We start from the raw sequence: 21596 nt of genomic DNA, 5'->3' as shown, positions 1-21596 counted from the left end.
CGGCAGCCGCGCCGCCGTGCTAGTCCTGTGCCCTGGTCCCCGAGCCCTGAGGAGGAGCCGTGTCTGAGCCCCACCTGCCCGAGGTGCCCGTGCCGGCCTGCGTGCTGGGCGTGGGCACGGACCTCGTGCACGTGCCCGCCCTCGCCCACCAGCTGACGATCCCGGGAACGGTCTTCGCCGAGCGGGCCTTCACCGCACGTGAGCTGCGTGAGGCACGACGGCGCGCCGACGCCGCCGGCTCCCTCCAGGCCGAGCACCTGGCGGCCCGCTGGGCGGCCAAGGAGGCCCTGGTCAAGGCGTGGTCACAGGCCGCCAACACGGTGGCGGGGCGGGCGGTGCCCCCGGCGCTGGTCCCCGAGAGCCTGGACTGGCGCGAGATCGAGGTCGTCACCGACCGCTGGGGGCGCCCGGGGCTGAGGCTGACGGGCCAGGTGGCGGCCGGTGTCGAGCGCGCCCTGGGCGCGGGCGCCAGCGAGCCGGGCTGCTGGCCCGTGTCGCTGACCCACGACGGCGACTGGGCGGCCGCCGTCGTGCTGTGCGCACCCGTCGCCCAGGGCGCCGGGGGTCAGTAGCTGGCGCGCTCCTGGGCCGCGGCGCCACCGGAGCGCTCGTCGATGAAGCGTTGGGCGAGGGCCTCGGACTGCCGCGCCAGCACGGCCACGTCGGCCCCGACGAGGATGAAGTCCACACCCTGGTCGAGGTAGCCGTGCGCGGTGGCCGGGTCGAAGGCGTTGACGCCGACCCTCGTGCCCGCTGCGCGCGCCGCGGCGACGGCCTGCTGGACCTGGGCCACGACCTCGGGGTGCGTCTGCTGCCCGATGAGCCCCATCGAGGCGGCCAGGTCCGCCGGCCCGATGAAGACGGCGTCCACGCCCGGGGTGCTGGCGATGGCCTCGGCGTTGGCGACCGCGGTAGCGGACTCGATCTGGACGGTGAGCGAGACGTGCTCCTCGTTGGCGCGCGCCAGGTACCCCTCGACACGGTTCCAGCGCGCCCCTCGGGACAGCGCCGAGCCGACGCCGCGCACGCCCGCCGGGGGGTAGCGGGTCGCGCTGACCGCCTCAGCCGCCTGCTCGGGGGTGTCGACCATGGGCACGAGCAGGTTCTGCGCTCCCAGGTCGAGGTACTGCTTGATGAGCACCCGGTCGTTGGCGCTCACGCGCACCACTGGGGTGACGGGGTAGGCGGCGACGGCCCGCAGCTGCTCCTGGACCGAGGCCAGCGACAGGGGGGCGTGCTCGCCGTCGATGAGCAGCCAGTCCAGCCCGCTGCCTGCGCAGATCTCCGCCGCGGTGGTCGAGCCGGAGCACACCCACATGCCCACCTGGGCCCGGCGGGCCCCGGCCAGGCGCTGGGCGAAGGTCGGGGGCAGGGTCACAGGAAGCGGCATGAGACGCTCCCCAGCTCGCCGTAGTCGCACACGACGCTGTCACCGCGCTCGACCCACACGGGGCGGGTGAAGGAGCCGGCGAGGATGATCTGCCCGGCCTCGAGGCGCTGGCCGTGCTGGTGGAGCTTGTTGGCGAGCCACGCCACGCCGGTGGCCGGGTGGTTGAGCACGCCAGCGGCCAGGCCGGTCTCCTCGATGGCCTCGTTGCGGTAGAGCACCGCCCCCACGCGCCGCAGGTCCAGGGCGTGGGGCGGCGTGGGGCTGCCTCCGATGACCATGGCGCCGTAGGCGGCATTGTCGGCGATGGTGTCGACGATGGTGCGTCCCTCGAGCTGGATGTGGGAGTTGAGGACCTCCAGCGCCGGGATGACGTACTCCGTGGCGCGCATGACGTCCATGAGGGTGCACGCCGGGCCGGCGAGCTCGTCCTTGAGGAGGAAGGCGAGCTCGACCTCGACGCGCACGTTGGTGAAGGCGCTGGTGTCGAGCACGGCGCCGGTCTGCACGACGGTGTCGTCGAAGATGACCCCGTAGTCGGGCTCGGTGATGCCGGTGGCGGCCTGCATCGCCTTGGAGGTCAGGCCGATCTTGCGGCCGACGAGGCGGTGGCCTGCCGCCAGGCGCCGTCGGCTCCACACGCTCTGGATGGCGTAGGAGTCCTCGACCGTCGCCTGGGGGTAGCGGGCCGTGATCCGTTCAATGAGCTCGTGGGTGCGCTCGGCCTGCTCGAGCTCAGCGGCGATCTGCTCGATCTGGTCCTGGGTGAGCATCCTGTCCTCGTCTTCCGCAGCGTGCGCTGCCTGGTGTGCTGTGCCGGAGGGAGGGGTGGGCGGGGGCGTGGGCACACGTCCCCGCCCACCCGGTGGGGTCAGTTGGTGAGGTCGAACACGCCGTCGAAGAACGCCGAGATCGCGGCGGTGCCGTCCAGCGGCTGGATGTCGGCGACGTACTGGTCCGGGCGGACGACGACGACGGCCCCGGAGTCGGCGATGCCACGGGCCTGGAAGACCGGGTCCTCTGGCAGCGCCGACCACACCTGGTTCCAGTCCTCGACCTGGAAGGGGCCGGTGCGCGGGCGGAAGGCCTCGGGCGTGTCGGTGATGTCGTACTCGCGGTGGTGCTGGCGGTAGACCACCACGAGGTCGAAGAGGGTGTCGGGGTCGTCCCCGGGCCGGGTGTGGCGGACCATGGGCGAGCTGGGGTCAGTGGCCCACCACTGCGCGAAGTCGGCCACGCGGCCGGGCTCGCCGGGGGCGGCGGCGTCGGCGAAGACGTACACGCGCCAGCGTCCGTCGGCCACGTGCTGGTGGCCCAGGGCGAGGGTCGTGGCGTCGCAGCGGCGCACGGCCGGGTGGGACTTGAAGCGCTTGCCCAGCGGGTACCCGGTGGCGGCCTGCTGGACGGCGCGCGAGGAGATGATCTGCGAGGGCGGGTACTGGGTCATGAAGCCGGCCGGGAACTCGGCCGTGCGGACGTAGAAGTCCTCAATGGGCTCGTCGTCGCTGTACTGGCCGGACATGCGTGAGGACCACTCGGAGTCGAAGCTGATGAGGTCCTGGGCGATCTGCTGGCGCTCGGCGTTGTAGGTGCGCAGCAGCTTCTCGGAGGAGTACCCGCGCAGGACCTGGGCGAGCTTCCAGCCGATGTTCCACGAGTCCTGCATGGACACGTTCATGCCCTGACCGGCCTTGGCCGAGTGCGTGTGGCAGGCGTCGCCACAGATGAACACGTGCGGCTGGCGCGACTCGTCGGGGTCGAGGCCGACCTCGTCGAAGCGGTCGGTGACGCGGTGACCGACCTCGTAGACGCTCCACCAGGCGACCTCCTTGGGGGTCACCGTGTAGGGGGCGACGATGGCGTTGAGCCGCCGGATGATCTCCTCCAGGGGCGTGTGGCGCACCTTGTGGTTGTCGTCGGCGCCGACCTCGCCCAGGTCCACGTAGGAGCGGAAGAGGTAGCCGCCCTCACGGGGGATGTGGAGGATGTGCCCCTGCCGGGAGGAGATGATCGACTTGGTGCGGATGTCCGGGAAGTCGGTGTCGGCGACCATGTCCACCACGCCCCAGGCGTGGTAGGAGACCGTGCCCTGGTGGGTGGCGCCGATGGCCCTGCGCACGCGCGAGTGGGCGCCGTCGCCACCGATGAGGTACTTCGTGCGCACGGTCAGCTCCTCGCCGCTGCGCTCACCCGCGGTGCGCCGCAGCCGGGCCTCGACGGGGTACTCGCCCTCACCGATGCTCAGGTCGATCAGCTCCAGGCCCCAGTAGGGGCGCGAGCGTGAGGGCTGGCGCTCCATGAACTCGCGGAAGTAGTCGAGCACGCGTGCCTGGTTGACGATGAGGTGGGGGAACTCGGACAGATCGTGAGGGTCGTCGTCGGTGTAGCGGGTGCGCACGATGTGACCGGGCTCGTCCGGGGAGGGCGACCAGAAGGCGGTCTCGGTGATCTGGTAGGCCTCGTTGATGATCTCGTCGGCGAAGCCGAAGGCCTGGAAGGTCTCGACCGAACGCTGCTGGACGCCGTCGGCGTGGCCGAGCACGAGGCGGCCGTCGCGCTTGTCGATCATGCACGAGAGGATGTCAGGGAAGACGGACAGCTGCGCGGCGGCGACGATGGCCGCCGGGCCGGAGCCGACGATGAGCACGTCCATCTGCTCGGGCAGCTCGGGGGAGCGGTTGACGCCGACTCCGGCGGCCGGCAGGGTGCGGGGGTTGTCGGAGACATAGCCGTGGTGGTGGAACTTCATGGTAATCAGACCTTCACGTCGTTGTGGTGGGAGGCGGCCGCAGGGCGCTGCGGCGCGCAAGGACCCAGGGCCCTGTGCGCCAGGGCCGGGTGGCAGGACCCAGGGCCCTGGGGGAGTCAGGTGAGCGGGCCGCCGGCGACGGCGGTGGCCTTGGGCAGCTGGCTCCTCATGGAGGCGAGCTTGTGGGCTCGCGCGTAGTGCTCGATCTCGTTTAGGGAGGCGGCGCGTCGAATGAGATCGAGGAGGTGCTCGTGCTGGTGGACGGAGACCAGCGAGGCGGTGGGGCTGAAGTCGAGCGCGGAGCGCCGGATCATGGCGACGCGCTCGGCCTCGGTTCCCAGGAGCGTCAGCAGCCTCTCGTTGGGGCACGCCGAGGTGAGCACGGCGTGGAAACGGGTGTTGAGGCGCCGGTACTCGGCGGAGACGAACTCGACGTCGGTGAGCCGGAGCATCTGCGCGTTGAGCTCGCTGGCGTGGTCGAGCTCGGCGGGGGACAGGTGCGGTGCGGACAGGGCGGTCGCCAGCCCCTCAAGGAGCGCGAGGGTGGTCATCGTGTCCTGGTACTCGGTGTAGTTGATCCCGAGGACCTGGGCGCCGACGTTGTGGGTGTAGTCCACCAGGCCCTCGGACTCGAGCCGCCGCACGGCCTCGCGCACCGGCACCACCGACACCCCGGTCTCCTGGGCGATGGCCGTCAGGACGAGCCGGAAGCCGGGGGAGTAGCGCCCGTCGAGGATGCGTGAGCGCAGGTACTCGTAGACCATCTTGGACTTGGACCCGGTGGTCGTGCTCACGCTGGCTCCTGCGGTGGTGGCGGGGGCGTCCCCGCGGGCTGTGCTGGCCCCGTGTCGCAGGGTGCGAGGGGCTGTCAGCCGCAGTGTAGGGAGCCCCCACGCCACCACCGTCGTCGCCATGCCCGTGTCGTCCCTTCTGCTCAGTACCCGGCGCCGCGCTCGAAGGTCGCCTCGGTGGCGTGGCGGGAGCGGGCGACCTCGTCGATGAGGGCGTTGGCCTCGGCGTCGGCGGCCGCGGACAGGTCGCGTCCGGTGCGGTCGCGCAGCAGCAGCGCGGCCACGAGGGCGACGGTGGTGACGGTGAACAGGTAGAAGGCGACGGCCATGGAGGTGCCGAAGCGTGCCTGAAGCGCGGTCGCCAGGAAGGGGGCGAAGGCGCCGCCCACGATCGCGCCGAAGGCGTTGGCCAGGCCCGCACCGGAGTAGCGGATCCTCGCCGGGAACATCTCGGCGAAGAGCGCGGCCTGGGGCCCGTAGGTCATGCCGAGCGGGATGGTGAGCACCACCATGGCGAGCCCGATGAGGGCGTAGCTCTGGGTGTCGATGAGCCTGAAGGTGGCGAAGATCCAGACCATCTGGAAGAGGAAGCCGATGAGGTAGATCCTCTTGCGCCCCACCCTGTCCGACAGGTGGGCAGAGGCCAGGGTGGTGGCGATCCAGCACAGGGCGGCCAGCGAGACGAGGTGGAGGATCGTCTCTCGGTGCAGCCCCAGGTCGTTGGTCGTGTAGGACAGGATGTAGCCGCCCGTGATCATGTACCCGGCCACGCCGTTGCCGGCGAAGATGAGGGTTCCCTGGACCAGGGGGCGCCACGACGTCCTGAACATGTCCACGAGGGGCAGGCGCACCTGCTCGTCGGCCTCGGCCAGCTCGTCCATGACCGGGGACTCCGACACGCCCAGGCGGATGGCCATGCCGATGGCCACGAGGACGATGGACCCCAGGAAGGGCACCCGCCAGCCCCAGGTCTCGAACTGGCTGTCGGTGGTCAGGACGTCGATGACGGCCAGGGCGAGGGTGGCCAGCAGCATCCCCAGCGGCACGCCGATCTGCGGGAAGCCCCCGAAGAGACCGCGCTTGCCGGCCGGCGCGTGCTCAACCGCCATGAGGGCGGCGCCGCCCCACTCGCCGCCGGCGGCGAAGCCCTGGACGACCCTGAGGACGATGAGCAGCACCGGTGCCCACACGCCGATGGTGGCGTAGGTGGGCAGCACGCCGATGAGGAAGGTGGCCGTCCCCATGAGCACGAGGGTGAGCACGAGCATCGCCTTGCGCCCGAGCCGGTCGCCGTAGTGCCCGGCGACGGCGGCTCCCAGCGGCCGGAAGAAGAAGGAGATACCGACCGTGGCGAAGGACAGCAGGCGCCCGGCGACCTGTCCGGCGCTGGCGACGAAGGGGTCGAAGAACAGCGGGGCGAGGATGATCGCGGCCGCGTTGGCGTAGATGAAGAAGTCGTACCACTCGACGGCGGTGCCCACGAGGGTGCCGAGCGCGACGCGCCGGTCCTGCGGCTTGTGCTCGTCGAGGATGATGCCCGCGGGTGCGGGGCCGTTGCCGGGGGCCGTCATCGTCACACCTGCCCCCCGACCTTGTAGCCGGCCTGGGTGTCGCCCTTGCGGGTGTAGGAGAAGCCGTCGGCACCGATGGTGACGTCGATCTCCCGGGGCTCCTCGCGCTCGATGAGGGGCACGAGGTTGCCATCGAGGTCGAGCACGCGTGAGGCCTCGGTGTACCAGGAGGGCACGACGGCGTGGCCCCAGAAGTCGCGGCGCTGGTTGTCGTGGACGTCCCACACGACCTCCGGGTTGTCCGGGTCGCCGGTGTAGTAGTCCTGCGTGTAGATCTCCACGCGGTGCCCGTCGGGGTCGCGCAGGTAGAGGTAGAAGGCGTTGGAGACGCCGTGGCGGCCGGGGCCGCGCTCGATGGAGTCGGAGCGGCGCAGGGCGCCGAGCTTGTCGCAGATGTAGAGGATGTTGTGCTTCTCGTGGGTGGAGAAGGCGATGTGGTGCATGCGCGGGCCGGTGCCTCCGGTCATGGCGGTGTCGTGCACGGTGTGCTTGCGGGTCATCCAGGCTGCGTAGGTGACGCCGGCCTCGTCCTTGATGGACTCGGTGGTCTTGAAGCCGAGGTCGTTGAGGTAGGCGGTGCCCTTGACGACGTCGGGGTAGACCTGGTTGAAGTGGTCCAGGCGCACCAGGGCGCCGGCGCCCTGCTGGTCGTAGGCCCAGGCCAGGCGCTTGACGTGGTCCACCTCGTAGAAGAACTCGTAGGTGAATCCGAGCGGGTCGGCCACGCGCACGGCGTTGTGCACGCCCTTGGAGAAGCTGCCGCGGCGGGTGGCGCATCCGAGCTCGCGGTAGTAGGCCTCGGCCTTGTCCACCTCCTCCTGGCTGCGCACGCGGAAGGCGAAGGCGGCGACGGCGGCCTGCGGCCCCTTGCGCAGGACGAGGTTGTGGTGGATGAACTCCTCGAACCCGCGCAGGTAGATGGCCTCGTCGTCCTCCTCGGTGACGACGAGACCGAGGATGTCGACGTAGAACTCGCGTGAGGCGGCGAGGTCGGTGACGACGATGTCCATGTAGGCGCAGCGCAGCACGTCCGGCGCGGGGGCCTGGGGGGTGGGAATGAGATCGGTCATCACAGTCTCCTTTGGCTGTTGTGGTGTGGTGGTCGGTGAGCCGCCGTGGCTCTGACCTCGTGGGTGTGGTGGTCGGGCGGCGTTGCCCCGCGGTGGTGGGTGGTGCTGGCTGCGGTGCGTCGGGCCCCGTTGCCTGGCGCACCGCAGCGGTCTGGGAGGGTCTCAGGCGGAGGGCCCGCCGAGGCCGAGGTCGCCGTCGGCGTACCCGGTGGCGCCGAAGCGCGTCGTGTGCACGTCGCCCAGGCGCACGTGCACGGACTGCTGGACGGAGTAGAAGTCCAGGGAGCGGTAACCGCCCTCGTGGCCAAGGCCGGAGCCCTTGACCCCGCCGAAGGGGGTGCGCAGGTCACGCACGTTGTGGGAGTTGATCCACACCATCCCGGACTCGATGGCGCTGGCGACGTTGTGCGCGCGGGCGACGTCGCCTGTCCACACGTAGGCGGCCAGGCCGTACTCGACGTCGTTGGCCAGGCGGATGGCCTCCTCCTCGGTGTCGAAGGGGGTGATGGCGACGACGGGGCCGAAGATCTCCTCCTGGAAGATGCGGGCGGTGGGGGGCACGTCGGCGAAGACGGTGGCCTGGACGTAGTTGCCCTCGCCCAGGTGCTCGGGGCGCGCACCGCCGGCGACGAGACGGGCCTCGCTCTTGCCGATCTCGATGTACTCGGTGACCTTGCGGTAGTGCTCTGGGTGGACGAGGGCAGCGATCTCGGTGTCGGGGTCGGAGGGAGGTCCGACGACGACCCTGCTGGCGCGCTCGGCGAAGGCGGCCACGAAGCGGTCGTAGACGGGGCGCTCGACGAGGATGCGAGAGGAGGCGGTGCAGCGCTCGCCGTTGAGGGAGAAGACGCCGAAGAGGGTGGAGTCCAGGGCCGCGTCGAGGTCGGCGTCGGCGAAGACGATGGCGGGGGACTTGCCGCCGAGCTCAAGCGACATGTGCTTCATGTGGCGCGCGCAGTTGGCGTAGATGACCTTTCCGGTGCCCAGCTCGCCGGTGAAGGAGATGAGGGGGACGTCAGGGTGCTTGACCAGGGCGTCGCCGGCGGACTCGCCGAAGCCGTGGACGATGTTGAACACGCCCTCGGGCACGCCCGCGCGCTCCATGATGCCCACCCACAGCTGGGCCGAGACGGGGGTGAACTCGGCGGGCTTGAGCACCACGGTGCAACCGGAGGCGAGCGCGGGGGCGAGCTTCCAGGACTCCTGCATGAAGGGGGTGTTCCAGGGGGTGATGAGCCCGGCCACACCCATCGGCTTGCGGTTGACGTAGTTGATCTGGCGTCCGGGCACGGTGAAGGCCCCATCGACCTGGGCGACGATGAGGTCCGCGAAGAAACGGAAGTTCTCGGCGGCGCGGGTGGCCTGGCCGCGGGCCTGGCGGATGGGCAGGCCGGAGTCGAAGGACTCGATGGCGGCGAGCTCGTCGTTGAGGGCGGTGACCTCGTCGGCGATCCGGTTGAGGATGGTGGCGCGCTGGCGGGCGAGCATGCGCGGCCAGGGACCGGAGTCGAAGGCCTTCTTGGCGGCGGCCACGGCCGCGTTGACGTCGGCCTGCTGGCCGCTGGCGCAGGTGATGTAGGGCCTGTTGGTGGTGGGCTCGATGACCTCGAAGGTCGCGCCGTCGGCGGAGTCGACGAGGGCGCCGCCGATGTAGTGCTGGATCGTGTCGGGCAGGCCCGTGGGCGTGGTGGCCAAGGTGCTCTCCTGGGTGGTGGGCGGTGTGCTGGTGTGGGGTCAGTGCTGGCTCTGGCGCCAGGTCTCGTAGCGCTCGCGCCAGGCGGCGGTCAGGGGGAAGAGGCCGTCAACGCGGTGGCCGGCTGCGACCATCTCGGCGATGAAGCGCTCCGCGTCCTCCTGCTGCTCGCCGGCTTCGAGGACCTCGGTGACCAGGGCGGGTGGGATGACGACGGCGCCGTCGTCGTCGGCGACGATGACGTCTCCGGGCTGGACGGTCGTGCCGCCGCAGGTGATGGTGACGTCGGTCTCCCACGGGACGTGGACGCGTCCGAGGACGGAGGGATGGGTGGAGGCGCACATGACGGGCAGCCCGGTCCCGGCGACGGCGGCGGCGTCGCGCACGGCGCCGTCGGTGATGACGCCGGCGGCGCCGCGGACCTTGGCGCGCAGGGCCAGGACGTCGCCGAGGGTGCCGGCGGTGCTGAGGCCGCGGGCCTCCATGACGAGGACCTCGCCCTCGCCGACGGCGTCGATGGCGCGCTTCTGGGCGTTGTAGCCGCCGCCGTGGCTGGCGAACAGGTCGGGGCGGTAGGCGATGTAGCGCAGGGTGCGGGCGGTGCCGACCATGTGGCTGCCGGGCACGAGGGGGTGGACACCGTCGATGGAGGCGTCGGGGTAGCCACGTCGGCGCAGCTGGGAGGAGATGGTGGAGACGGCCAGGCCTCCCAGCCGTCTGCGCAGCTCCTCGGTGAGCACCCACGGGGCGGGGGAGGGCTCGAGCCCAGCGGCCTCGGGGCTGCCCCAGGCGTCCACGCGCTGAGCGTCGTCGGCGGCGGGTTGGGCGCCGGTGGGGCCCAGCGGTGGGCCGGCCACGACGGTGGTGGTGAGCTCTCCGGTGCTCAGGCCGGGGTCGTCAAGGCTGTAGACCTCGACGCTCACGCTCTGACCGGGCACGAGGACGGAGGAGCCCGCGGGGGTGCCGGTGAGGATGACGTCGCCGGGCTCGAGGGTCATGAAGCGGGACAGGTCGGCGATGAAGTGGGGGAGGCTGAAGAGCATGCCGGCGCTGGAGTCGTCCTGCACGGTGGCGCCGTCCACGCGGGTGCGCAGGCCGATGCGGGCGGGGTCGAGACGTGAGGCGTCCAGGAGGACGGGTCCGAGGGGGGTCATGCCGTCGCCGGACTTGGAGCGGGTGTTGGAGCCCTTGTCGGCAGCGCGCATGTCGAGCAGGCCCATGTCGTTGCCGGCGGTGACCCAGCCGACGTGGGACCAGGCCTGCTCCTCGGTGACGTTGCGGGCGGCGGTGTCGATGACGAGGGCGATCTCGCCCTCGAAGACGAGCAGCTCGGTGCCCTCGGGGCGGGTGACCGTGCCGGGGCCGGCGATGGAGGAGGAGGCCTTGAGGAAGTAGGAGGCCTGCGCCGGGGTGCGTCCGCGCTGGGCGGCGCGCGAGGCGTAGGACAGGTGCACCGCGATGACCTTGCCGGCGCGGTGGCCGAGGGCCTCGCTGATGACGTCGGTGGGGGTGGTGGTCACGGGCTGCTCCTTGTCACGGACGGCTGTGCGTGGGTGTGGCGCCGCCACCGTTGGCGGGTACCCGGTATTGCCGTATATGAGATCGTATACGATGTGTGTTAGAATGATGACCCAGGTCACGCAACCTGTCAACATCTCTTTCGTGACCCGCGGCGACTCATCGACACCGCCACACACACCCTCGAGCCTCATCCACGCGGTGAGTCTCCGCCGCGGCCCCGGCCCGGCAGGACTTCAAAGGAGAAGCCACATGGACCACACGAGCACCCAGGACGCGGTCAGCGACCTCCTCAGCCGCGTCCCCACCGGGATCTTCCTCAACGGCGAGTTCACCGAGGCCTCCTCCGGCGAGCGTTTCGACGTCCTCAACCCCGCCACGGGGGAGGTCCTCACCACGGTGGCCAGCGCCACCCCCCAGGACGCCGCCACCGCCATGGACCAGGCCGTGGCCGCCCAGAGGACCTGGCAGTTCACCTCCCCGCGCGAGCGCGCCGACATCCTGCGACGCGCCTTCGAGCTGACCACGACCACCTACCGCAAGGACCTGGCCCTGCTCATGACCCTGGAGATGGGCAAGCCGCTGGCGCAGGCCGACGGCGAGGTCACCTACGGCGCGGAGTTCCTGCGCTGGTTCGCCGAGGAGGCTGTGCGCGTGCGCGGCGACTACTTCCGCCTGCCTGAGGGCCACCTCCAGGCCCTCGTCGTGCGCCGTCCCGTGGGACCGTGCCTGCTCATCACCCCGTGGAACTTCCCGCTGGCGATGTCCACCCGCAAGGCGGGTCCGGCGCTTGCCGCCGGCAACGTCGCGCTCCTCAAGCCCTCGAAGGACACCCCGCTGACCTCCCTGCTCTTCGCCAGGATCATGTCCGAGGCCGGGCTGCCCGCCGGGGTCCTGTCCGTCCTGCCCTCGCAGCGCAACCGCGACATCACCGGCCCGCTGCTCCAGGACCCGCGCCTGCGCAAGGTCTCCTTCACCGGCTCCACCCCTGTGGGGCGGGCCCTGCTCAAGGAGGCTGCCGGTAACGTCCTGCGCACCTCGATGGAGCTGGGTGGCAACGCGCCCTTCATCGTCTTCGAGGACGCGGACCTCGACGCCGCCGTCGAGGCCGCCGTCGTGACGAAGATGCGCAACATGGGTCAGGCCTGCAACGCCTCGGACCACTTCCTCGTCCACGAGTCCGTCAGCGAGGACTTCGGACGCCGTCTGGCCCAGGCGCTGGGCGCGCAGCGGCTCGGCGACGGCACCAAGGACGGCGTGGACATCGGCCCGCTCGTCTCGGCGCGCCAGCGCGACGCCATCGCCGCCATGGTGGACGGGGCACTGGCCTCCGGCGCCCGGGCGCTCACCGGCGGCCAGGTGCCCGAGGGGCCCGGCTTCTTCTACCCCCCGACGGTCCTGGTTGACGTCCAGCCGCGCACCGACATCGTCCGTGAGGAGATCTTCGGGCCCGTGGCCCCCATCGTGTCCTTCTCGAGCGAGGAGGAGGTCATCGCCCTGGCCAACGACGACCTCGTGGGACTGAGCGCCTACGTCCACACCCGGGACATGGCACGCGTCATGCGGCTGGCCGAACGCCTCGAGTTCGGCATGATCGGCGTCAACTCCGCGACGATCTCCAACGCCGCTGCGCCCTTCGGCGGTGTCAAGCAGTCCGGTATGGGCCGTGAGGGAGGCAAGGAGGGCATCGAGGACTACCTCGAGACCGTCTACGTTGGCATGCCGACCCCCGACTTCCTGCCCTGAGACCGGGGCCGGTCCCCGTCGGCCCGCGCGCCGGGGACCGGCCCCGCCCAGGTGCGCAGGCGCCGCCCTCGGGCTCCTGGGGCAGGCGGGCGCTGCCGGCTCACAGCCCCAGCAGCGGCCGGTAGGTGCTCTCGTCCTCCTGGGAGAAGACGTTGAAGATGACCCGCAGGTCGGCGTCGTGGGCGCTGAGCCAGCCGCGCACCGTCTCGACGGCGGTCTCAGCGGCCTCCTGGCGCGGGTAGCCGAAGACCCCCGTGCTGATGGAGCACACCGCGACGGTGCGCAGCCCGTGCTCGGAGGCGACGTCGAGGCAGCTCGTGTAGCAGGAGGCCAGCTGACGGCGGTGCTCCTCGGTGGGGTGACCGGCCGCGACCGGGCCGACCGTGTGGATGACGTGCCGGCTCGGCAGGTTGTAGGCGGGGGTCATCCTCGCCGCGCCTGTGGGCTCCTCGCGCCCCTGCATCATGCGGGCGCACTCGATACGCAGCTCGATGCCCGCGAAGGTGTGGATGGCGTTGTCAATGCACAGGTGCCCGGGCACCCAGCAGCCGAGCAGCCGGCTGTTGGCCGCGTTGACGACGGCGTCGACGGCGAGGGTCGTGATGTCGCCGCGCCACAGCAGCAGGTGGCTGTCCTGGGGGCTGGCCAGCGCGTCGGCGACGGTGCTCACGCCCGCCTCCTCGATCATGGCGCGCAACAGCTCGTCCTGCGTGGCGAGCAGGGACGGGGCGGCGGGCGCGGGCGGGCGCGTGTTGACCAGGGCGCGCAGCACGGTCCACAGCTCGTCCGCCTGCGTCGTCGCAGGGGGCTCGGCACCGCGCTCGGCGCACAGGGCGTCGACTGTCGAACGCAGGAGGGCGGCTCTGCGGTCATTGTGCATTGCGGGGCTCCTGTGAGGTGGTGGTGGTCAGCGCGGTGAGGACGGCGTCGATGTCGGCGTCGATGAGGATGGAGCGGTCACGGATCTGTACGGGGGCGTAGGCCTCGCCGAGGTTGACGCAGGCGTAGACGGCCGCGGGGTTGGCATAGGTCGAGCGCCAGAAGGGGTACTTGACGATGGTCGGCGTGTTCGCACCCACGCCCAGGTCCAGGAAGAGGACGTGGCCTGCGCTGTGCGACTGCAGGAACCGCCGGTAGCGTGCGGCCGCCTCATGCCAGCCGGCGTCCTCGACGAAGGTGTCGTCGGCGCGCAGGTTCATCGCCATGGGCTCGCCGCACACGGGGCAGTGGGGCACGATCTCGCCGGGGACCGTCATGAGCAGCCCGCGTTCAGGCACCACGAGGGCGCCGTCGTCAGCGATGGTAAGGCCCTGCGCGAGGATCATCCGCCGTACGGTCTCGTGGTTGTCATAGGTCCTGGGGTGGCACGGGACGGCACACTGCCACAGGCCGTAGTCGCCCTGCGTGTAGAACAGGCGCTGTGTGGGCAGGCCGGCAGTCTGGAAGCGGTGGTCGACGTTGGTGGTGAGCACGAAGAACTCGCGCCCCTCCAGCAGGGTCAGCAGGGTGGAGTACGTGTCCTTGGGTGTGGCGACGTAGCGGTTGCACCAGATGTGGCGGCTCCAGTAGGCCCACCGCTCCTCCAGGCTCGCGAAGGGGTGGAAGCCGGCCGTGTACATGTCCGTGAAGCCGTAGACCGCGATGAAGTCGGCGAAGAGCGTCTCGAAGCGCTCGCCGGAGTAGGTCAGGCCCGCAGCGGTGGACAGGCCGGATCCCGCGCCGGAGCCGGGCGACGTCCTCGCCCGGGGCTGCTTGTGCTGGCATGTGCCGACCTTCCCTTGCTCAGCGTCGTCGTCCATCACCACTGGGCGTGGCCAGCCGGGCGTGGCCAGCCGGGCGGGTGCTACTCCTGCCGTCCCGGGCCTCGAGAGCGAGGTGGCGGCGCAGCGGGTCCAAGCATAAGGGGGCGGTGCCGCGAGCGTGTCCACGCAGCGGACATGGCCGGAACCTGCACCGATCCCACGGGGGCGCGTCCTTGATATGGGGCCGATTGCGGGCCGCTGTCGCCCTCAGGACCGTGTCCATGTCCGCTGCGTGGACACCGGTGCGCCTGCCGTGACTGGCGCACCGACGGCGGTATCGAACGCGCGGTGTCAGGCCGGCAGCGCCTGGTGCACCGGTGTCGCGGATATTGGCGTCGGTGGAGGATGAGACACTGCGCGGGTACAGCGCTGTGGGGCGCCACACCGACGACGAGGACGAGAAGTGAGCGGACATATGGAGCGTGCGGAGCTGCACCGCGCGATCTGGCAGGTGGCCAACGACCTGCGCGGCAGTGTCGACGGCTGGGACTTCAAGGCCTATGTGCTGGGTTTCCTGTTCTACCGGTTCATCTCCGAGAACCTGACGTCCTACATCGACGAGGCCGAGTGGGAGGCCGGGGACCCCGGTTTCAGGTACGCGCTCATGTCGGACGCGGACGCCTACCGGGAGCGAGAGGGCATTGTCAACGAGAAGGGCTTCTTCATCCCTCCCTCAGAGCTGTTCGACAACGTTCGCGCCAGGGCTGCGCGCGACGAGAACCTCAACGAGACGCTCTCACGGGTCTTCCACAACATCGAGGCCTCGGCCGTGGGGACGGGCTCGGAGTCGGACCTTCGAGGCCTGTTCGACGACGTCGATGTCAACTCGTCGAAGCTGGGCCGGACCGTCGCCCAGCGCAACGACAAGCTCGTGCGCATCCTCGAGGCCATCGGTGACCTGGACCTGTCCTACGAAGACTCGACGATTGATGCCTTCGGTGACGCGTACGAGTTCCTCATGACGATGTACGCCTCCGCCGCAGGCAAGTCCGGTGGTGAGTTCTTCACCCCGCAGGAGGTCAGTGAGGTCCTCGCCAGGATCACCGTGGCGGGTAAGACGCGTGTCAACGGTGTCTACGAAACTTTCATGCCACGACGGATACAAACGCGCGCGAACTACGATTTAGCCGCTTGATTGGTTGAGTCGGGAATCCAGTGATGCGAAGAGCCTGTCACGGCTGCGACCGATGGCGATCGTGTCCCTGATTAGGAGGATTATGTTCACACCAATTCATCAGGCCTTGGGAATTGAGCCTGGCGACCTGTCGCTGAGTTTGATCGAGCAAGCGGTCGAAAATGGCGTTCGCGAGACTGGTGCGCTCGACTGGAAGGCCAATTTCTATGATCCTCGCAGGCCGCGATGGGATGATGAGGCTGCCAAAGATGTAGCGGCCATCGCTAACAGCGGCGGCGGCTGGATCGTATTCGGAGTTGCTGAGGACGGTGAGACAAGTGCTGCCATGGATATAACTCCGATTCAGTGGAATGCGGATATGCAACAGCGCATTCTTCGAGTGGCATATGCTCGTATAGGACCTCCGGTCTTGGGATTGGAATTCTTCCCACTTCCAGCCACCGAGGGTAGTGTCGTGATGATGCGGGTTCCGGATTCTCCTGATGCTCCGCATTTTGCGCGAAACGGTGACGTTGCCTTCGTTGCCCCTCGGCGCAACGGGCCCCACACTGTGTTCATGAACGACCGTGAGATTGAGCGCGGATTCCGCGAGCGGTTCCAGCAAGCAGACAATCGTGAGCAGCGGCTTCAGGCAATTTTTGAGCGCGCAAGTGAAGGGCTTAATCCCGATGACGGCGTTTGCTTGGTCGCGGCGGCCGCCCCGGTAGAACCATCAGGTTCGCTGGAGCCACCGAGGGAGGAAGACGTCTATAGGCTCATGGGTCAAGCGTCATTCCCTGGACTCGTCTACAGTGGCAACAGACCTGTGCGCTGGGACTCGGGGGAAGTCCGTAAGGGACTGCGGCAGTGGGTGATGCGTAGCCATCGCGAGGACCGATACGCATTTCGGAAATATCTGCACGATGATGCGACCGTGCTCGCGTGTTACCGACTCGGGGGCCTGACAGATCGGGAGGATGCCCGTCACTACTACCCGGTGGGCCTACCGAATCATTGCATGGCTTCGGACATTGAATCTGCTCTGATCGACTTCATCGCACTGCTGCGTGCTCACGCTATGAGCCGTCAATCGAATGCCGGTTTCCTCGTGCGGGTGGGTTTGGTTGGAAATCCAAGCGAACCGATCTATATTCGCACGACGGAATCAAACACGAACTACTTGCTGTCAGCGGAGTACGCGGAACCGATCCGCCGCTTCCAGCTGGTGTCGACAGAGCTTAATCCCCTGGCATCCATCGAGACGGTGATGCCAGTCGCCAATGATCTTGCTCGAGACGTGATAAATCAGGGTGGAGTCAAGTTCTTGAAGGTTATGGCTGAGCCGGGCGACGATTAGTCGTACTTGTTTAGGTCTTGGTGATGCTGATCTGACTTCCGTCGCGGAAAATGAACGTCACCGTGCCGTCGGTGCTGACGACTCCTTTGTCGAGCAGGGTGACGCAGAGGTATGGGCTGAAGACCAACTGTTCAATATCGAGTTTCGCAGTCTCCTCCCTGTAGTAGCAGTAGGCAGCAAGCCGTTTGTGCTTGTTTTGGATCTCGGCGGCCACGGCAGCGTGCTCAGCCAACAGGGCTTGGTGCTGTTGGTGGGTGGCGTTGAATGTCTTCTCGTAGGCTTGTTGGTCTTGGGCGACGCGTGCGTTGCGGGCGATCAGTGATTCGAGCTTCTTCGCTACTTGGTCGATCTGTGCGATCAGTCCGGCCGCTTTGACTTCAAGGTCGCTGGTGTCGAGCGCGTCGAGCACGGCGCGGTTGACGGTGTCATCGGCTGGTGAGCCGAAGCGGAGGCGGATGGCCTCGAGGAACATGTCTTTGAGTCGTTCATCGTCGATGTGCCCGGTGGCGCACGTAGTGTCGCCTTTATATTTGTGGCCGCACCGCCAGATGATCTTTTCGTATTTGCATGCCTGCATGCCACGTTTTCGATCCGAAGAAGTGCCCGCACTGGCCGCAGACGAGAGTGGATGAGAAGGGGCGGGTCCGGTGTTGTGTTCGCTGATTCGCGGCACCGTTGGCTAGTTCTGCTTGGACGAAGTCCCACACTGCTGGGCTGATGATTGCTTCGTGGCTGGCGGTGACGTAGTACTGGGGCACTTCACCGTGGTTGGTGACCTGCTTCTTTGTCAGGAAGTCAGCAACATAGGACTTTTGCAGGAGGGCGTCGACCTTGTACTTCTCGTTGGTGAGGATCGAACGCACCGATTGGTAGTGCCAGGTCTTGTTCCCTGGGGCGGTGAACGTCTCGGGCTCGTCGGTGAGGGTACGGGCGATCGCGCCGATGGCCATGCCGCCTAAGTACATGTTGTAGATTCGCCGCACGATCTTGGCTTGCTCAGGGTTGACCACGAGGTTGCCGTCTTCACCCTTGTCGTAACCAAGGAACCGGGAGTATGCGATGGTGACTTTCCCGTCGGCGAAGCGTTTGCGGTGTCCCCAGGTGACGTTTTCGGAGATGGAACGGGCTTCTTCCTGGGCCAGCGAACTCATGATGGTGATGAGGAGTTCACCTTTGGCGTCGAAAGTCCAGATCCCTTCCTTCTCGAAATAGACTTCCACGCCTTTGTCTTTGAGCGCCCTTACTGTGGTGAGCGAGTCGACGGTGTTGCGGGCGAAACGGGATACGCTCTTGGTGATGATGAGGAGACCACGGACCCCACCTCCCTGAGCGCGGACGACCGGGCCTTCCTCGACCGGGCCATTGACGACTACAACACGCAGTTCGGCACCGCCTATGACTCCAGCGCGAACGGCTTCGAGGGTTACTACGAGGACATCTCGCGACGCCTCGCCTGCCGTGAGATCGACCTTGTCATCGTCGTCAACATGTTCCTCACGGGCTTCGACTCCAAGACGCTCAACACCCTGTGGGTGGACAAGCACCTGCGCTCCCACGGCCTCATCCAGGCCTTCTCCCGCACCAACCGGATCCTCAACTCCGTCAAGTCCTACGGCAACATCGTGTGCTTCCGCGACCTTCAGGCCGAGACCGATGAGGCAATTGCCCTGTTCGGGGACAAGGACGCCGGCGGCATCGTCCTGCTGCGCCCCTACGCCGAGTACCTGAGCGAGTACCTCGCACGGCTCGCCGAGCTGCGTGAGCGTCATGACCCCGGTAGCCCCATCCTCTCAGAGGCCGCCCAGCGCGACTTCATCGCCCGTTTCGGCTCGATCCTGCGCCTGCGCAACATCCTTGCCTCCTTCGACGACTTCGCGGACGACGACGTCCTCACCGAGGCGGACTTCGCCGACTACCGCAGCGTCTACGTCGACCTGTACCAGGACCTGCGGCAGCGGGCGACGGGGGACAGGGAGGACGTCACTGAGGACCTCGTCTTCGAGATCGAGCTCGTCAAGCAGGTGGAGGTCGGCGTCGACTACATCCTCATGCTCGTTGAGCAGCACAGGACCGAGATGGGCGGCCGCACCGACAAGGAGGTCCCGGCCGACATCACCCGCGCCGTCACCTCCAGCCCCACCCTCCACTCCAAGCGCGACCTCATCGAGGACTTCGTCAGGTCCGTGTCTGCCCACGGCGACGTCACCGAGCAGTGGCAGGGCTTCATCACCGGCCGCCAGGAGACCGAGCTCGCCGGGCTCATCGCCCGTGAGCACCTGCGCGACCAACCCGCCCGCACCCTCGTAGCCACCGCCATGCGCGACGGCCAGGTGCCCACCGAAGGCACGGCCATCACCGCGGTCCTGCCACCCATGTCACGTTTCCGGCGTGACGCGGGTGACGACACCCACGAGACCAAGAAGACGCGGGTGCTCGACGCCCTGGCTGCTCACGTGGCCCGCTTCCGCGGGCTCGTCTGAGGTGCAGCGACGTGCCTGTGGGCCAGGCGTGCTCACGGAGCCGCCACCGCCAGTTGCCGCCCCACCCCGCCACCGGCTAGCCTCCTGCCTGAGCACGTGCTCCGGGGTCGGTGAAAGTCCGAGCCGGCGGTGACAGTCCGCGACCCGCGCACACGCCCCGACGGGGCGCCGTGAGCGGCTGAGCTGGTGGAACTCCAGCACCGACGGTGAGAGTCCGGATGGGAGGAAGCACGAGGTGCGCCCGGCGTCCCGACGCCGTCGCCGCCCGCCGCGCCGCGCGCGCACGGACGGCGGCTGTGGGACCCAGGGGCGCGCCGCGCGGGCGCGAGCCGCTGCCCCGCCCCTCACCCCGGAGCCGCCCGGGGCACCCGTCCCGGGGGAGTACCGGGAGGACCTGTGGGCACCGCCCCCCAACACGCCGCGCGTGGCGCCCTCGCGCCGCCGACGCGGGCCACCGCGTCCGGGCTGCGCACCGGCCCGCTGCCCGCCCTGCTGCTGGGTGCGGGCGCACTCACCCTGTGGTGGGCCGTCACCGCCGCCCAGCTGGTGCCCGCGGTCTTCCTGCCCGGCCCCACCGACGTCGCCCGCCGTCTGTGGCTCGCCATGACCCAGGGCGGCGTCCTCGCCTACGCCTGGGTGACGCTGCGCGAGGCCCTGCTGGGCTGCCTGCTGGCCGCCGCCGCGGCCCTTCCTCTCGCCTGGGCCCTGTACCGCTGGCCCATGTTCAGCCGCACCGTGCTGCCCTACGTCGCCGCCTCCCAGGCCGTGCCCGCCATCGCCGTCGCCCCGCTGCTCGTGCTGTGGATCGGCTACGGGACCCTGCCCGTCGTCGTCCTGTGCGCCTTCATGGTCTTCTTCCCCATCACGGTCACCGTGCTGCTGGGCCTGAGGGGGCTGGACACCGACGTCATGGACGCCGCCCGACTCGACGGCGCCCACGGCGTGACGCTCCTGGTCTACATGGAGCTGCCCATGGCGCTGCCCGCGATCCTGTCGGGGCTGCGCACGGGCTTCACCCTGTCGGTCACCGGCGCGGTCGTCGGGGAGATGACGATGGGCGGCGAGGGCCTGGGCATGGTGCTCTCCCACCAGCGCGACAGCGTGGACACCACCGGCCTGTTCTCCACCATCGTCCTGCTGTGCGTCCTGGCGACCTCCATCCACTGGTGCCTGCACGAGCTCGAGCGCCGCAGCCGCGTCGTGGCCGCTATGCGCGGTCGGCGAGCCACGTGAGGCACCGCCTCCTCCTGACACCCCTCACCGCACACAACCCGGAAGGAACCCCATGACCCCGCGTCCCACCCTCACCCGCCGCAGCCTCCTGGGCGCCGCCCTCGGCACCGGCGCCGCCGTCCTGCTGGCCTCCTGCGCCTCCGGCACGGCCTCACACGGACGGAGCACCGCCTCCACCTCGGGCCTCGTCATCGGCATGACCTACACACCCAACGTGCAGTTCGCGCCCTTCTACATGGCTGCCGACGCCGGCGACTACGTCGATGGGGTGAGCCTGCGCCACCACGGCGCCCAGGAGGGCCAGTTCGACGCCCTGCTGGCGGGCACCGAGCAGCTCGTCGTCGCCTCGGCCGACGAGGCCGTCGTGGCGGCCTCCCACGGCAACGACCTCGTCGTCGTCGGCGGTTACTACCAGCGCTTCCCCGGCTGCGTCATCGTCCCCGAGGACTCCGGCATCAGCACGCTGGAGGGCCTCAGGGGCCACAGCCTCGGCCTGCCCGGCCGCTACGGCTCCACCTGGTTCACCGTCCAGCTCGCCCTGGCGACCGCCGGCCTGAGCGAGTCCGACGTCGATATCCAGGAGATCGGTTACACGCAGCAGGCGGCCCTCGTCTCCCGCAAGGTGGACGCCATCGCGGGATTCACGAACAACGACGCCGTCCAGATCGCCCAGAACGGGATGGCTGTGCGCACCATTGACGTCGCCCCCCACGTCCCGCTGCTCGGGGCCTCCCTCGTCACCACACGCACCCAGCTGGAGGCGCACCGCGAGGACCTGGCCGCTGCGGTGGCCGCGTCGGTGGCTGGTATGGAGCGCTTCGTGGCGGACCCCGACGGCGCGGTGGAGGCCACCCGCGCCTACGTCACCGACCTCGTTGACACCACCCAGGCTGCCCACGCCCGGGAGGTCGCCGTCGCCACCGCCGCCCTCGTCAAGCCCGACGCGGACGCCGTCATCGGTGCGCTCAGGCCCGAGCAGGTCGGGGAGATGATCGACTTCCTGGCAGGACGCGGCCTGCTGGGCGCCACCACGCCGTCAACCGACGACGTGTGCGACCCTCTCGTGTGAGCGTCGCAGCGGTGTG

General features: G+C 69.1%; 18 protein-coding genes, 1 pseudogene and 1 riboswitch. Of the genes and pseudogenes, 7 read left to right on the top strand and 12 right to left on the bottom strand.

The window, feature by feature from the left end:
* The first annotated feature begins 59 nt into the window (after positions 1-59).
* The gene (gene acpS / locus ACSJJR_RS02650) at positions 60-572 is read left to right on the top strand and encodes a holo-ACP synthase AcpS (protein ID WP_435941673.1); all 513 of its coding nucleotides are present in this window, start codon (positions 60-62) and stop codon (positions 570-572) included.
* Here the strand turns inward: acpS and ACSJJR_RS02645 are convergent.
* The 8 genes from ACSJJR_RS02645 to ACSJJR_RS02610 all read right to left on the bottom strand — a co-directional run bounded on the left by ACSJJR_RS02645 (position 566) and on the right by ACSJJR_RS02610 (position 10781).
* Complete coding sequence (locus ACSJJR_RS02645; RefSeq protein ID WP_435941672.1) at positions 566-1390, bottom strand: HpcH/HpaI aldolase family protein; 825 nt, start codon at positions 1388-1390, stop codon at positions 566-568. The two genes, acpS and ACSJJR_RS02645, sit on opposite strands and share 7 nt — an antisense overlap.
* Positions 1375-2160: a 2-oxo-hept-4-ene-1,7-dioate hydratase gene (hpaH, locus tag ACSJJR_RS02640; RefSeq protein ID WP_435941671.1), complete on the bottom strand. Its 786-nt coding sequence runs from the start codon at positions 2158-2160 to the stop codon at positions 1375-1377. Before hpaH ends, ACSJJR_RS02645 begins: the two co-directional genes overlap by 16 nt.
* 98 nt (positions 2161-2258) lie before the next feature.
* Complete coding sequence (locus ACSJJR_RS02635; RefSeq protein WP_435941670.1) at positions 2259-4136, bottom strand: FAD-dependent monooxygenase; 1878 nt, start codon at positions 4134-4136, stop codon at positions 2259-2261.
* A gap of 116 nt (positions 4137-4252) precedes the next feature.
* Entirely contained in the window at positions 4253-4930 is a 678-nt protein-coding gene (locus tag ACSJJR_RS02630; protein WP_435941669.1) for a GntR family transcriptional regulator, read from the bottom strand.
* Positions 4931-5070: 140 nt separating this feature from the next.
* Positions 5071-6498, bottom strand: a complete 1428-nt coding sequence (locus tag ACSJJR_RS02625; protein WP_435941764.1) for an MFS transporter — start codon at positions 6496-6498, stop codon at positions 5071-5073.
* A gap of 2 nt (positions 6499-6500) precedes the next feature.
* Positions 6501-7568, bottom strand: a complete 1068-nt coding sequence (gene hpaD, locus ACSJJR_RS02620) for a 3,4-dihydroxyphenylacetate 2,3-dioxygenase (RefSeq protein ID WP_435941668.1) — start codon at positions 7566-7568, stop codon at positions 6501-6503.
* Between the two features lie 162 nt (positions 7569-7730).
* Complete coding sequence (locus ACSJJR_RS02615; RefSeq protein ID WP_435941667.1) at positions 7731-9263, bottom strand: aldehyde dehydrogenase; 1533 nt, start codon at positions 9261-9263, stop codon at positions 7731-7733.
* A gap of 39 nt (positions 9264-9302) precedes the next feature.
* The gene (locus ACSJJR_RS02610) at positions 9303-10781 is read right to left on the bottom strand and encodes a fumarylacetoacetate hydrolase family protein (protein WP_435941666.1); all 1479 of its coding nucleotides are present in this window, start codon (positions 10779-10781) and stop codon (positions 9303-9305) included.
* Positions 10782-11031: 250 nt separating this feature from the next.
* On the opposite strand from ACSJJR_RS02610, the gene ACSJJR_RS02605 reads away from it, so the two are divergent.
* Positions 11032-12525: an NAD-dependent succinate-semialdehyde dehydrogenase gene (locus tag ACSJJR_RS02605; RefSeq protein WP_435941665.1), complete on the top strand. Its 1494-nt coding sequence runs from the start codon at positions 11032-11034 to the stop codon at positions 12523-12525.
* Positions 12526-12625: 100 nt separating this feature from the next.
* Here ACSJJR_RS02605 and ACSJJR_RS02600 read toward each other — a convergent pair whose 3' ends face one another.
* Both ACSJJR_RS02600 and ACSJJR_RS02595 read right to left on the bottom strand, forming a co-directional pair.
* A complete protein-coding gene (locus ACSJJR_RS02600; RefSeq protein ID WP_435941664.1) occupies positions 12626-13405 on the bottom strand; it encodes a protein-ADP-ribose hydrolase in 780 nt (259 codons plus the stop codon).
* Positions 13395-14324 carry a Sir2 silent information regulator family NAD-dependent deacetylase gene (locus tag ACSJJR_RS02595; RefSeq protein ID WP_435941663.1) on the bottom strand — a complete coding sequence of 310 codons (930 nt, stop codon included), beginning with the start codon at positions 14322-14324 and terminating at the stop codon, positions 13395-13397. The genes ACSJJR_RS02600 and ACSJJR_RS02595 overlap by 11 nt, the downstream gene beginning before the upstream one ends.
* A 418-nt stretch (positions 14325-14742) precedes the next feature.
* Here ACSJJR_RS02595 and ACSJJR_RS02590 point away from each other — a divergent pair.
* Together ACSJJR_RS02590 and ACSJJR_RS02585 are read left to right on the top strand one after the other, a co-directional pair.
* Positions 14743-15408 (top strand): annotated as a pseudogene (locus ACSJJR_RS02590) (type I restriction-modification system subunit M); the annotation flags it as partial.
* A 136-nt stretch (positions 15409-15544) separates the two neighbouring features.
* Complete coding sequence (locus ACSJJR_RS02585) at positions 15545-16798, top strand: AlbA family DNA-binding domain-containing protein (protein ID WP_435941662.1); 1254 nt, start codon at positions 15545-15547, stop codon at positions 16796-16798.
* A 10-nt stretch (positions 16799-16808) separates the two neighbouring features.
* Here ACSJJR_RS02585 and ACSJJR_RS02580 read toward each other — a convergent pair whose 3' ends face one another.
* Both ACSJJR_RS02580 and ACSJJR_RS02575 read right to left on the bottom strand, forming a co-directional pair.
* On the bottom strand, positions 16809-17375 hold the full coding sequence (locus ACSJJR_RS02580; RefSeq protein ID WP_435941661.1) for a zinc ribbon domain-containing protein: 567 nt from the start codon (positions 17373-17375) through the stop codon (positions 16809-16811).
* The gene (locus ACSJJR_RS02575) at positions 17323-18096 is read right to left on the bottom strand and encodes a recombinase family protein (RefSeq protein WP_435941763.1); all 774 of its coding nucleotides are present in this window, start codon (positions 18094-18096) and stop codon (positions 17323-17325) included. The genes ACSJJR_RS02580 and ACSJJR_RS02575 overlap by 53 nt, the downstream gene beginning before the upstream one ends.
* Between ACSJJR_RS02575 and ACSJJR_RS02570 the strand changes: the two genes are divergently transcribed.
* The 3 genes from ACSJJR_RS02570 to ACSJJR_RS02560 all read left to right on the top strand — a co-directional run bounded on the left by ACSJJR_RS02570 (position 18007) and on the right by ACSJJR_RS02560 (position 21580).
* Positions 18007-19278 (top strand): type I restriction endonuclease subunit R, EcoR124 family, encoded by a 1272-nt coding sequence (locus tag ACSJJR_RS02570; RefSeq protein WP_435941762.1) that lies wholly within the window; start codon positions 18007-18009, stop codon positions 19276-19278. The two genes, ACSJJR_RS02575 and ACSJJR_RS02570, sit on opposite strands and share 90 nt — an antisense overlap.
* A gap of 94 nt (positions 19279-19372) precedes the next feature.
* A riboswitch (FMN riboswitch) is annotated at positions 19373-19512 on the top strand.
* A 231-nt stretch (positions 19513-19743) separates the two neighbouring features.
* Positions 19744-20511, top strand: coding sequence for an ABC transporter permease (locus ACSJJR_RS02565; protein ID WP_435941761.1), 768 nt, complete (start codon positions 19744-19746; stop codon positions 20509-20511).
* Between the two features lie 52 nt (positions 20512-20563).
* Positions 20564-21580, top strand: coding sequence for an ABC transporter substrate-binding protein (locus ACSJJR_RS02560; protein ID WP_435941660.1), 1017 nt, complete (start codon positions 20564-20566; stop codon positions 21578-21580).
* The last annotated feature ends 16 nt before the right edge of the window (positions 21581-21596 follow it).

It is taken from the genome of Actinomyces sp. W5033, assembly GCF_051303165.1.
Note: the sequence above shows the minus strand (reverse complement) of the source record. Positions and strands in the feature narration are given on the sequence as shown.